The following is a 13,171-nucleotide window of genomic DNA, read 5'->3' as shown; positions in this document are numbered from 1 at the left end:
AAAAATGAAAAAAGGATCGGCCGTTACCGATCCTTTCCTTCCTGCATGAATGGACAGTCATATCCGCTGGATTAAGCTTGAGTCATAAAAGTACTGGAGGCGGCGGATAACTGCCCATAAATGTCGGATAAGTCTCTCGCTTTAAAAGAAAGGAGAATGTGACACTATGTGGGTTTATGAAAAAAAGCTCCAATATCCGGTAAGGGTTAGTACATGTAATCCAACTTTAGCGAAATATCTAATTGAGCAATACGGCGGCGCAGACGGTGAATTAGCTGCGGCATTACGGTACTTAAATCAGCGGTATACCATTCCAAAGAAAGTCATCGGATTATTAAATGATATCGGCACAGAGGAATTGGCTCATTTGGAAATGATTGCCACAATGATTTATAAGCTTACAAAGGATGCAACACCTGAGCAATTAAAAGCAGCAGGAATCGCTCCACACTATGTAAATCATGATTCAGCTCTTTTTTATCACAATGCTGATGGCGTACCATTTACAGCAAGCTATATTCAAGCGAAAGGGGACCCAATTGCTGACCTTTACGAGGATATCGCTGCCGAAGAAAAAGCAAGAGCTACATATCAGTGGATCATTAATCTTTCTGACGACCCTGATCTAAATGATGGTCTTGCCTTCTTAAGAGAACGTGAAATTATCCATTCACAACGTTTTAGAGAAGCGGTTGAAATATTAAAAGATGAACGTGATCGTAAGAAAATATTCTAATGAAAAGGCACGGAACGCTTTGTTCCGTGCCTTTTTAAAGTAGATATAAGGTCCTTGTACATCGTTTTGGTGTTTAGCTGCAGCACTTAGCCCCTCGGAGTCATAAGCCACTCATGAATTGAAGGCAAAGTACGCCTTCTATTCATGATCGTCTTAAGCCTGTCGGGGCTGTACAGGCCCTTCCGCTTTTCTACCTATAATTTTGTCGTTTCTTTTCGCTGATGAACATTTTCTGTAAAGGCTTTGATGAGAGGATCTCCAGTTAAACCCTGCCCCATTAATGTACGAAGCAGCACCTCTGGATCATAGATTGGTTTTGAGGTGATGAGTCTTCCTTCAATTAGGATTGATGTGTGTTTTTCAAGTGATGTGATGGTTTTAATTTTGGCAATAATTTGTGCGGGGGCATTGCTTTTTTTCGTAATGGTGACAAAAAGTCTCATCTGCTCCTCGGTTTCTACTAACTTTTCAAAAAAAGAATGGAATTCTACCGGTATTAACGCTTCAATTAACCATGAGTTTTCGCCATCTTCCATGTTAATAACTAACCCATCTTTTAAGGGAATTTCTCGGAGTGTTTTCTCTTGCTTGACTTCCTGCTCAACTTTTAAGCCTACAAGCTTGAACGTTTTCAAATTCATCACCCTCATCCGCTTATTTTTTCACTATTATCTGGACGTCCGAGTATCTCTTGCCATCCATTTTTTAGTATTTGTTTCTATTGTAACATATGTACAACCCGAAGCTAATCAGATAGCCTTCTTGAATGTTCAATAAGGGTCCCTAAGTGCTGAAATTAATGTTAATGGTCCCCGCCTTCCTACTTGCAAAATAAATCCGTAACTTTCCAGATCCTTTACTAACCTAAAAGCTTTTGCAGGATCATACATGTGACAAAGTAAAAACCTTTCCAGTATCAAGAGGAAATTCTAAGCAAACACTTGTGAAATCCTCAGATTCAGAAAGGTCAAATGCTCCAATACATGCTTTTCAATAGTTACGTTAAAAGTTTACTAGAAATACTAACAAGTTGTTTGTACTTCAGATTTCATACTAATTACCTTGATTAACTTTACATCTGACATTTTGAAAATATAATAAATGTCATTTTCATCAGTGAAATTTATTATACTTTCATTAATTAAACTCTTATAGACATTTTCTCTAGAATTGGATTGGATTATTTGTGATACTGAAAATCCATTATCAAAATAATAAACAATTTTATAGCTATTCATTATCTTCCTCCATTTCATCACATAAATTACGGTGATAAAGAGGGCTTTATGGGGTTTATTCCTATTTTCTTTTCATTGCCCCACCTTTACCACGTCTTAAGGTCTGTCTCCCTTACAAAGACATAAAAATATCAGCAAAAAAGATAGAAAATAATTTTATAAACAAAAATCGATGATAAAAGGAAAAAATACCTAAATGAAAAAATAGATTCGACAAATCCTATCAAAGTAAAACAAAAATTTACTCATTTTTCCAATTTGAGCAAATCGATTACAATACGAATGTGCATGACAGAAAGGAGGAACGAAGTGATCAATCAAGTCATTTTAGTAGGCAGGTTAACGAAAGACCCAGAAATCCGCTATACAGCAGACGGTGCTCCTGTAGCTAATATTACCCTTGCTGTAAGTCGTCAATTTCGCAATGCCGCAGGAGAAATTGACACAGATTTCGTAAACTGCACGGTCTGGAGACGAACAGCAGAGAACACGGCAAATTACTGCCGAAAAGGCTCAATCGTCGGTGTCACAGGTAGAATCCAGACACGAAGTTATGAAAATGCAGAGCGCGTCCGTGTCTATGTCACCGAAGTTGTAGCTGACTCCGTTCGTTTCATGAGCGGAAAACCACGAGAGTTAGTTGAGCAAGAAAGTTAATTTTTCCGCTATTTCTTCATAAGAAAGAATCAATGGTATCCCCTTACCTCCCCGTTTTTAGGCTGGTTGCTCAAAGTACCTTGAGTAACCAGCCGATTTTTTTGTATAGATTTGCAAAAATATATGACAATGGTTCTAAATTAGGCCACTATAGAAATCTTATTATGGTAGATAAACATACCATCCTAAGTATCGCAGAAGCAAAATAAGTGAAGTCTATAAATTGACAAATTATTTTAATTATAAAAAAAGCTTGAAATTTTGTGGGCGTTTACATATTATATTAATAAAGGTACCTACTTTTAGTTAAAGATCACTATGTTATGATGTTATTGATAAACATTACGATAAAATAGGAGGAATAAGACATGAAATATTTTTTAGACAGTGCAATTCTTGAGGAGATACGTTACGCTTATGAAAATTGGGCAATTGATGGGGTAACAACAAACCCGCGTCACATTATGAATAGCGGGAAACCATTTTTAACGGTTCTTGATGAAATGGCAAGTGAATTCAGAGGGGTAGAGAATTTCCCAATTTCAGCTGAAATTAATCCACATTTAGATAATGCTAAAGAGATGGTGGAAGAAGGAAAGAAAATTGCAGCACTGTCTTCAAACTTTGTCATAAAAATTCCTTGCACAGAGCCTGGCTTAATTGCTGCAAAAGAGTTTGAGCAAGAGGGTATTCCTACAAATGTTACTCTTGTATTCTCACCTTCACAAGCATTGCAGCCAGCAAGAATCGGGGCAAAATTTGTTTCCCCATTCGTGGGTTGGAAGGAAAATAGCGGGGACGATACAACTCAATATATTAAAGACATTGTAGATATCTATAAAACTTACGGTTATGAAACAGAAATTATTGTAGCTGCGTTACGTAATGGCAAGCAAATTGTCGATGCTGCCAAAGCAGGGGCAAACATCGTAACATGTGGCTTTGATGTTTATAAAAACAGTTTTTATCATGCGTTTACAGATTATGGTTTAGGTGTATTTCGCAATGCATGGGATAATACAGCAAAAGAAGTGCCAGTTATTAAATAAAACATGACTGTTATACTAAATGTCCCTCTTAGAATTAATAATCTCCAGCTTGGAGGGGCATTTTTTTAAGAAGAATGAAAAAGGGTGTGCAGGTACTTGTCTAAATATGATTTATTGAAAGAAATAAACCGCCATATATCTATTTATCATGTTGAGGATTCTTTGTTTAAGCAATATGGAAATTTAGTTGATTCCTACGATTTTGAAGAGTTAAAGCCTTATATGGATCAAACGATCATCCCAATAGATAGTAATGAGTATGTAGCATCTGTGACTGAAATGGAGCAAACAAAAGTCAAAGAAGAGATCCAAGCAAACTTTTATGGTGGAATGCCTATTCAAATCGGGTATTGTAATGGTCCAAATAGTACGCTAAATGGTCTTGAGTACCATAAAAGCAGTGAAATTAATGTTATGATGACTGATCTTGTCCTTCTTTTAGGAAGAGTGCAAGATATTGAGAGCAATCAGTATGACGCTAAAAATGTAGACGCATTCTTTTTTCCTAAAGGAACAGCTGTTGAGCTATATGCGACAACGTTACATTTTGCCCCTTGTAAAGTGGATGATCAAGGCTTTAAAGCCGTTGTTATTTTACCTGCAGGCACGAATGAGCCCCTTGAGAAAGCGGTCGAAAAAAAGTCAGAGGAAGATGAGCTGTTATTTATGAAAAACAAATGGCTGCTTGCACATCCAGACAGGGAAGTACTAATCAACCGAGGCGCTTATCCGGGAATATTGGGAGAAAACGTACAAATTTTACACATCAACAATGAAAAATTCTAAAGTTAAACACAGTAGTGAAATATATGAAAACGCTTCCCTCTTTGAGGCGTCTTAAATCAAGGTGTCCTATTTACCTCCTGCGCGTTCCATTCATTTGTTCTAATATGGATGTTACCTTTCTAGTAAGGTGTGATACTCCTTTCGAACGCATCATGAGTTTAGGTCATCTAGGGGATTGAGAGGAATCGTAGACCAAACGAAAATCTCCTGATTTTATTTGGAAGCGGATCGTCTTTCATAAATCTGATACAATCATACATTAAAGTAAGGGGAGAGTTGCTATGCGAGACACACAAGGATTAAGGAAAGTTCGTAAAAGGAACATGTTTGCATATGGAATTGGGGATTTATTTGGAGGCGGGTCCTTCTTTATCATCGGAACATTATTCATGGTTTTCCTGACCGATGTTGTTGGACTATCACCTATTGAAGCAGGAACCATAGTAGCGTTAGGGAAAATTTGGGATGCTTTGCTGGATCCGACAATTGGGTATATTTCCGATAATCTTACAACAAAGCGCGGAAGAAGACGGATCTTTTTCCTATTGGGGATTATTCCGGTTGCGATAAGTTTTAGTATGCTGTGGATACCGATTGAGGGAACTCATGCATTTAAGTATGCGTATTTTGTTTTTGCTTATTTGTTATTCAATACCGCGTTTGGAATGGTTATGGTTCCTTACAACACGTTAGCTGCTGAAATGACAACAGATTATAATACGAGATCGAAAATGACGGGAGTCCGAATGGCATTCTCTCAAGGTGCTTCCTTCTTAGGTGCGTTCTTTCCTAAAAGAATTGTAGACGCTTTCCCAGATGGACAAGGGTACCTTGTTATGGGTATTGTATTTGGTCTATTATTTGCCATTCCATGGATCCTTGTATATAAAGGGACTTGGGAAAGTGAAAGAACGGTTGAGAAAAGAGTGAAGAAACCATTCTTGCAAGAATTTAAAGAGCTTTTCTTGAATTTTGGAACTGCTTTTAAAAATAAATCGTTTAATGTTTATTTGGCTATGTATCTTGGCTCATACGTTGCCATGGATGTATTCAATGCTTTGTTCTTTTATTTTGTCGCATACTATATGCTTCGAGAAGGTATTTATGCAGATACGTTAAGTTTTGTCCAAATTACACAGGTATTGTTCATTCCGTTAGTAACCTATATAGCGATTAAACTAGGGAACAAGCTGACTTATAATCTCAGTATGTTTATTTGGGGCGCTGGTATCGTGTTATTCAGTCTATTAACACAAGACAGTTCGATCTTTTTAATCTATCTTGCAGCCTTTTTCTTAGGAAGCGGACATTCAGGTGCAGTCATGATTCCGTGGAACGTTCTGCCATTCGTCTCAGATGTTGATGAAATGATCACCATGAAGCGAAGAGAAGGGGTTTATGCCGGCTTGATGTCGTTCATTCGAAAATCTTCTCAGGCATTGGCGATCTTCCTTGTAGGACTAGCCTTAAATGGGATTGGATATGTACCAAATGCTGAGCAATCGCTTGCTACATTACAAGGTTTGCAAAAGTTATTTATGATCGTGCCTCCCGTGTTAATTTTACTAGGTATCCTCTCTACATTAGGATTCAAGATCAGTCCTAAAAATCATAAGATCCTGCTTGAAGAGATTGCGAGAAGGAAAAATGGCGGCAAGGCCGAGCACGTAACACCTGAAACAAGAAAAGTATGTGAAAGCTTAACAGGCTATAAATATGATAAACTCTGGGGCGGATCAACAAGTCAGAGTGGAATCACAAATAAATCGGTTAGTTGATGGGTCTTTTAGTTAACTCTTAAGGCCGATAGATAGATGAATAAATGGGCTTAGCCTTTATCTATTAGGTTGGATGACGGAAAAAGCACAGATAGGAGAAGTGAAAGAATGGTAGAAACAATGAAGGTAAATAAAGGACTAGCTGTCAAAACGTTAGAAGATGGATTTGAAGTCTCATTTAATCATGTCCTTTTGCTTCGTCACACGGTCCAACAACCGATGCTATTTGTTGGACAAGGTGAGGAAACAATCGATATGTACCGCGGCAACTTTGATATCAAGGATTATGTGATGGAGCGCACACCGCTTAAATATGCGCGGGTTGAAGAAAAGAACAATGAATATATGGTTGAACTTGCGAAGTCTGAAGGCGGGCAGGCCGTGCTTCTTCTGACAATTAAAGAAGAAGATAGCCGTTTAAAAGTTGAATATACACAAGTTGATTCTGCGATCAACCGTTTCTGGCTGCGAGTAGCAGCAGATCAAACTGAAAAGGTATATGGGTGTGGTGAACAGCTTTCTCATTTTAATATGAGAGGGAAAAATTTCCCGCTATGGACGTCTGAGCCGGGGGTAGGAAGAAATAAAAACACCTATGTGACATGGCAAGCCGATGTGAAGGATAAGGCTGGCGGCGACTATTACAATACAAACTTTCCGCAGCCGACCTTTGTATCAACGAAAAAGTATTATTGCCATGTTGAGACAACGGCTTATGCTGATTTTGACTTCCGGAATCCAAATTTTCATGAGCTGCAAATTTGGGAAGTTCCAAAATATGTCTTATTTGAGACAGCAGAAACGTATATTGACCTCGTCGAAAAGATTACGAACTTGTTTGGCAGACAGCCTGAGCTTCCAGAATGGGTATACAATGGCGTGATTTTAGGCATTCAAGGCGGAACAGAGGTTGTGGAGGAAAAGGTTTCACGAGCATTGGATAGAGGCATGAAGGTTGCCGGCGTATGGTGTCAGGACTGGCAAGGCAAGCGTATCACTTCCTTTGGTAAACGCTTAATGTGGAACTGGAAATGGAATGAAAATGAATACCCTGAGCTTGATAAAAAGATTCCAGAATGGAAAGAAAACGGAATTCGCTTTTTAGGCTATATCAATCCATATGTAGCGATAGAAGGCTATTTATATAAGGAAGCGGAAGAAAAAGGGTACTTGGCATTAAACGAGCAAGGTGACATCTATTTAGTTGATTTTGGCGAGTTTTATTGCGGCGTTGTTGATTTTACAAATGAAGAGGCATGTGTTTGGTATAAAGGAGTCATTAAAGAAAACATGATTGACTTTGGTATTGATGGCTGGATGGCAGACTTCGGTGAATACCTGCCAACAGATGTCGTCCTTAAAAATGGTGTGGATGCACTAATCATGCATAATGCATGGCCAACGATGTGGGCGAAAATCAACTACGAGGCAGTGAGTGAAGCTGGAAAATTAGGTGAAGTTGTTTATTTCATGCGTGCTGGATATACAGGTGTACAAAAATATTGCACCCTCCTCTGGGGCGGTGACCAAAGTGTGGACTGGACGCTGGATGACGGTCTAGCATCCGTTATTCCTGCAGCATTATCATCGGGCATGATCGGATGTGGCTTGCATCACAGTGATATTGGCGGATATACAAGCCTGCACGGCAATAAACGCTCGAAGGAATTGTTAATGAGATGGTCAGAAATGGGCGCCTTCACACCAATGATGAGAACACATGAAGGAAATCGACCAGATGATTGCTTCCAATTTGATGGTGATGAGGAGTCATTAGAGCATTTAGCAAGAATGTCGAACATCTTTGTGACGCTTGCTCCTTATACGAAAGCAATTGTAAAAGAAAATGCAAAGCGCGGCATTCCGGTTCAACGTCCATTATTTATGCATTACGAAAAGGATGAAAAAGCATACGACATCCAATACCAGTATTTATATGGTAAGGATTTACTGGTGGCTCCAGTTCATCAAGAAAGCCAAACAGAATGGGAAGTTTACTTGCCTGAGGATGAGTGGATCCATGTTTGGAGCGGCCAAGAATACAAGGGCGGATCTGTGACTGTGCAAGCTCCAATCGGATATCCACCTGTATTTTACCGTAAAAACTCAGAGTGGAAAGAGTTGTTTTTAGCATTATCGAACATCTAATGTGGTCATTCATACGTTCAAAAGGTTGTTGAAACATTTTTCAACAACCTTTTTTACATCTATTCTGCCAGTTCAATGATCTAAAGGGTTGAAGTCTCGATAAGATAGTAATGTATGTTATAATAGTTATGATGTATGTGAAATAAAAGGGAATTGATCGTTCGTTGCTTTTTACTTCCATCAAGTTTCATTTATATAGATAAATGTAAGTGATTGTAAGATACAATCAGGAAAAAAATGACTGTTAAACATTCAGATCTTAGCTGAAAGGAGATTTACAATTGGCAAGTATGGTTGATCCAAACAAGAATATTTCTTTATATCTTCAAGTAAAAGATATCCTTATTAAACGGATTCAAGAAAAAGTATGGGCTCCTAATACGCTGATTCCTACAGAACAAGAATTGATGGACGAATTTAATGTAAGTCGCACAACGTTACGACAGGCTATTTCAATTCTTGTTCAGGATGGGCTATTAGAGAAAAGGCAAGGGAAGGGGACGATTGTAAAGTCACAGCAGCTAACGGGAAATGGAAGGCTGAAGGGCTTTGCAGAAGAGGTTACTGAAAAAGGGCTGACTCCTAAATCAAAGTTACTGCGTGCCGAATTTAAACATGATTTGTACCACGAAAAATCAATGCTTAATATCCCGGAAGATGAAGAAGTTTTAGTGATTGAACGGATTCGTTTTGCTGACCAGACCCCAATTGCGATTGAGCGCACTTGCTGGCCTTCCCATATTGGAAAGCTGTTTATTAATGAGGATTTAGATCGTGCGAAGTTTTACGAAATTTTAGAAAGCAATGACATTATTTTGAAGCGTGCAAAAGAGAAGATTTCGGCGATTAATGCGACCTTATTTGAAGCTGACTTACTTGGAATACGTGGCGGGGAAGCAATGCTGGAGACGGAACGATTAAGCTTTGGACTTGATGATAGACCGATTGAATTTTCTACAATCAAGTTTCGCAGTGATAAATACCATTATAATATTGAGCTTACGAGATAATGTTGCAAACGAGACAGTGATTTTCATCACTGTCCTTTTTTATTTAGGTTTATTTAAAAGATTGTTGCTTTTAAATGGGAAAACGATTTAGGTTGATTGAAACGGATATGCGAGACTCCAGTGGGAGCAGCGGGGCACTGAGACTTATTCAGGCGTTAGCTCCGAGGAGGCACACCGCCCGCCCCACAGAAAGCGAGCTACAGCGGAATCGCTGATATATCAGCGGAATCCAAGATATATCAGCGAAATCGGAGATATATCAGCGAAATCGGAGATATATCAGCGGAATTCGAGATATATCAGCGGAATCCAAGATATATCAGCGAAATCGAGATATATCAGCGGAAATCGAGATATATCAGCGGAAATCGAGATATATCAGCGGGAATCCAAGATATATCAGCGAAATCCAAGATATATCAGCGGGAATCCAAAGATATAACAGCAGAATTCAAGATATATCCTGTATTGGAAATCAACCATTCCCAAAACTTGTTATATAGCAACTAAGTTTCGAAATCAGTCTTAAATAAAAAAGACAAACCCACAAAGTGGATTTGCCTATAGAATAGGATTATTTGATAGAGCCTGCCGTCATTCCAGCAATAAAATACCGCTGAAGGAAGACATATGCACAAATCATTGGAATCGATGCAATAATAACGCCAGCAAAGATCATCGGATAATTTGTTAAGTATTGTCCTTGGAAGCTTAGAAGGGCAATCGGCAATGTTTTGACACCATCAGATTTTAACAGTAATAAAGGATGCAGCAGGTCATTCCAGACAATCACGAATGCAAAAATGGTAACAGTTGCAATCGATGGAAGGGATAAAGGCATCACAATTCTTAAATACGTTTGCCATTCATTGGCCCCATCAATTTTGGCTGCTTCAATTAGTTCGCCAGGTAATGTTTTCATAAATCCTGTTAAGATAAACACAGCAATTGGGATAAGCGATGCGATCGTCACCACAATCACACCTGGAAGGGTATTCAATAATCCTAATTTATTAATTAATAGATAGATTGGGATCATATTTACTTGTGTTGGCACCATCATTCCGATAACAAAAAAACCAAAGAAGAGGTAGCCAAGCTTTTTAGGCATTCTGATAACCGAATAAGCGATAAGACTTGCAAACAGTAAAATGCAAGCGACACTAACAAGTGTTACGGTCACGCTATTAAAAAAATAGGTCGTCATTGACTCTTTCATAAATAACTCTTTATAATTTACAAATGACCAGCTTTCTGGAAGACCCAGCGGGTTTTTGTATAACTCTGGCGTTGTTTTGAAGGTTGTAAACAACACCATGCTAAAAGGCAATATAATAATCGCGGCATAGATGAATAGCGTCATATTCTTTGATATTTGTCTCAAGGGATCGCCCTCCTCTCTAGTAGTACCTAGTAGTTAACCTCATTCGATTTAAGCATTTTGAATTGAATAATTGTCACAATGGCAATGATCAGCATAAAGATGACAGCGGCTGCTGATGCATAGCCAAATCGAAAGTTAATAAACGCTTCGTGATACAAGAAGGTAGATAAGATTTCAGTTGAATGTGATGGTCCGCCTCCAGTCATTGCGATGACTAAATCAAAGGCTTTAAAGCTTTGAATGGTCGTATAGGCGATGACAATGGTCGCGGATGGTGCTAAAAGCGGCCATGTAATATAGCGAAACGTTTGCCACTTGCTGGCACCCTCAATACTAACAGCTTCATACAGTTCTTTAGGAATCGCATGTAAGCCTGCAATAAAAATGATCAGCATTTGGCCGGTATGTGCCCAAAATTGTACAAAAGCTAAGCTATAGATTGCGATGTTGCGGTCTCCGAGCCAGGACTTAGCTATATTCTCCAACCCAAGCTGACTGAGCAGATTATTGATCACACCGATGTTCGGATCATACATAAATGTCCAAACAAATGCGATAGAAACAGATGCTACAATTGTCGGGAAAAAGTAAAGGGCTCGATAAAAGACGTTTACTTTCGTGTTTTTGACAAGAAGCATCGCAAAAAATAAACTAAGAATCGTTTGGCAAATGAGCACCGTTAGCGTGAATTTTAAATTGTTGCCCAAAGACTGGATAAAAGTTGGGCTATCAGTCAGCATTTCTTTGTAATTGGCAAGCCCAACAAAATTGTAGGCATTCGCAACTCCATTCCAATCCGTCAGACTTAAATAAAGAGCAGATATTGTAGGACCTGCAAAGAAAATGCTATAAATTAAAAATCCCGGGAGTATAAAGAAAAACAAAGACCAATTCCATTGTAATTTTCTCCTCTTTTCAAGTTTAGAAGAAAAGGAGGGAGCGAATTTCGCTCCTGTTGCTTTGATTGCTTTATTATTTGATTGCACGACTAACCTCTTCTTGTGCTTTTTTCGCAGCTTCTTTCGGTTCCACTCCCGATAGAACATCCTGAACTGCTATTTCAATCGCCTTGCTTACTTGCTCCTTTGAAATCGTATAACGAGGTTGGAACAATGTTTTCTTTTCAAGCCATTTTGCTGTTTCAGTTAATTCTGGAGAATCATATTGAATATCATTTAGTGTAAGCATCTGACCAGTACCATTCGCATACTCTGCTGCAATGTCAGGTTGTGTTAGAAATTCAATGAACTTCAAAGCCTCTTCCTGATGTTCAGATTTAGCATTAACACCAAGCATGAAGGTTGACGTATGAATGCCTTCGTATTTCATTTCCCCTTCAGGAACCGTAATCGGGGAAATCAGTCCTTGTTCAATTTCTGGATTTTGTTGTTTTACCGTTGACATCATATAAGAACCGAGTGCAAGGATCGCTCCTTTTTCCTGAGCAAATAATGCGGCTGCTCCTTCTTTTTTCGTGCCAAGCGGGTCTTTTTGAAAATAGCCCTTATCATTTAATTCTTGAATCTGTGACAATGTTTTAACAAACCATTCATTTGTTAATTTTTCTTCGCCCTTTTCTAATTTTGCAAACGTGTCATCAGATGGCTGATTGTTCATGACCATTGGATTAATAAATTGGCCTGGGCTAATATCTCCGGCAAACAAAATTGGATCATAACCATTTTCTTTTAATACTTCGCTTACTTTTAGGAAGCCTTCCCAGTCTGTTGGCGGCTCAAGTCCTAATTTCTCAAAAATCCCTTTGTTATAGACAGGAATATTATAGACAAGCTGGTAAGGAACAGCTAATTGTTTCCCATCCTTAACTCCCGCACCTAGCAAGCTTTCAGAAAAGCGATCGATAAATGCTTCATTTGATAGATCAACATATGCGCCTGATTCCTGTAATGCTTCAAATTGACTTCCCGGGAAGCTTGCAAAAACATCGGCTCCTTCTCCTGATAATAATGTGGCAGAAGCATTGGCAATATAAGAATCAGAAGGCAAAACATTCATCTCAACATTGATACTTGGATTTTCCTGTTCAAACTTTTCGATAAGACCGTTAAAAACCTCTGTATCCTCACCGCGCCAATGCAGGAAATTAATCGTTGTTGCACCTTCTTCTGAATTTGATGCTGAATCTTTAGAAGCACATCCAACAAGTGCCATACTTAGAAACAAGACAAAAGATAAGGAAAGAATCGATATTCTCTTCAATTGTAATACCCCCTCTTAAAATATAGACATGATTTTCATCCTGATGTTGTAATTATTAATTGGAACATCATGATGTTTTTGTTCGGGTGAGACATGGAAAAGAGATGCTTAACCGAATGAACTAAAACGCTTTCATTTTGAATGATGGGAATAAGAGCTTTTCAA

At 38.6% G+C, this 13,171-nt stretch carries 11 protein-coding genes and 1 pseudogene; 7 read left to right on the top strand and 5 right to left on the bottom strand.

All coding sequences use genetic code 11. The annotated features are described in order from the left end of the window. Window positions 1–166 precede the first annotated feature (166 nt). Window positions 167–736: a manganese catalase family protein gene (locus GMB29_RS25475; RefSeq protein WP_136357101.1), complete on the top strand. Its 570-nt coding sequence runs from the start codon at window positions 167–169 to the stop codon at window positions 734–736. Between the two features lie 194 nt (window positions 737–930). Here GMB29_RS25475 and GMB29_RS25470 read toward each other — a convergent pair whose 3' ends face one another. Together GMB29_RS25470 and GMB29_RS27540 are read right to left on the bottom strand one after the other, a co-directional pair. Then, on the bottom strand, window positions 931–1,377 hold the full coding sequence (locus GMB29_RS25470; RefSeq protein ID WP_227551431.1) for a YwpF-like family protein: 447 nt from the start codon (window positions 1,375–1,377) through the stop codon (window positions 931–933). A 138-nt stretch (window positions 1,378–1,515) separates the two neighbouring features. Then, a pseudogene (locus tag GMB29_RS27540) lies at window positions 1,516–1,726 on the bottom strand (hypothetical protein); the annotation flags it as partial. Between the two features lie 557 nt (window positions 1,727–2,283). Between GMB29_RS27540 and GMB29_RS25465 the strand changes: the two are divergent. From GMB29_RS25465 to GMB29_RS25440, 6 genes are all read left to right on the top strand, one after another. Next, on the top strand, window positions 2,284–2,631 hold the full coding sequence (locus GMB29_RS25465) for a single-stranded DNA-binding protein (protein ID WP_136357245.1): 348 nt from the start codon (window positions 2,284–2,286) through the stop codon (window positions 2,629–2,631). A 368-nt stretch (window positions 2,632–2,999) separates the two neighbouring features. Continuing rightward, the gene (locus GMB29_RS25460; RefSeq protein WP_136357099.1) at window positions 3,000–3,680 is read left to right on the top strand and encodes a transaldolase family protein; all 681 of its coding nucleotides are present in this window, start codon (window positions 3,000–3,002) and stop codon (window positions 3,678–3,680) included. A gap of 96 nt (window positions 3,681–3,776) precedes the next feature. After that, window positions 3,777–4,466, top strand: coding sequence for a DUF4867 family protein (locus GMB29_RS25455; protein WP_136357097.1), 690 nt, complete (start codon window positions 3,777–3,779; stop codon window positions 4,464–4,466). 281 nt (window positions 4,467–4,747) lie between these two features. Then, window positions 4,748–6,244 (top strand): MFS transporter, encoded by a 1,497-nt coding sequence (locus tag GMB29_RS25450; RefSeq protein ID WP_136357095.1) that lies wholly within the window; start codon window positions 4,748–4,750, stop codon window positions 6,242–6,244. Window positions 6,245–6,352: 108 nt separating this feature from the next. Beyond that, complete coding sequence (locus GMB29_RS25445; RefSeq protein ID WP_136357094.1) at window positions 6,353–8,392, top strand: alpha-glucosidase; 2,040 nt, start codon at window positions 6,353–6,355, stop codon at window positions 8,390–8,392. Window positions 8,393–8,682: 290 nt separating this feature from the next. Further along, window positions 8,683–9,402 (top strand): GntR family transcriptional regulator, encoded by a 720-nt coding sequence (locus GMB29_RS25440; protein ID WP_136357243.1) that lies wholly within the window; start codon window positions 8,683–8,685, stop codon window positions 9,400–9,402. Window positions 9,403–9,976: 574 nt separating this feature from the next. On the opposite strand, the gene GMB29_RS25435 is transcribed toward GMB29_RS25440, so the two are convergent. Genes GMB29_RS25435 through GMB29_RS25425 form a run of 3 tightly spaced genes read right to left on the bottom strand, consistent with a single transcriptional unit; the run spans window position 9,977 to window position 13,006 of the window. Continuing rightward, a complete protein-coding gene (locus tag GMB29_RS25435) occupies window positions 9,977–10,786 on the bottom strand; it encodes a carbohydrate ABC transporter permease (RefSeq protein ID WP_319941437.1) in 810 nt (269 codons plus the stop codon). 26 nt (window positions 10,787–10,812) lie between these two features. Then, window positions 10,813–11,772 (bottom strand): carbohydrate ABC transporter permease, encoded by a 960-nt coding sequence (locus GMB29_RS25430; protein WP_406600298.1) that lies wholly within the window; start codon window positions 11,770–11,772, stop codon window positions 10,813–10,815. Further along, window positions 11,759–13,006 carry an ABC transporter substrate-binding protein gene (locus GMB29_RS25425; protein WP_406600297.1) on the bottom strand — a complete coding sequence of 416 codons (1,248 nt, stop codon included), beginning with the start codon at window positions 13,004–13,006 and terminating at the stop codon, window positions 11,759–11,761. The genes GMB29_RS25430 and GMB29_RS25425 overlap by 14 nt, the downstream gene beginning before the upstream one ends. Between the last annotated feature and the right edge of the window lie 165 nt (window positions 13,007–13,171).

This window comes from Metabacillus sediminilitoris, assembly GCF_009720625.1.
In the GTDB taxonomy this organism is placed as follows: domain Bacteria; phylum Bacillota; class Bacilli; order Bacillales; family Bacillaceae; genus Metabacillus; species Metabacillus sediminilitoris.
This window is presented reverse-complemented; position numbering and strand designations above follow the sequence as displayed.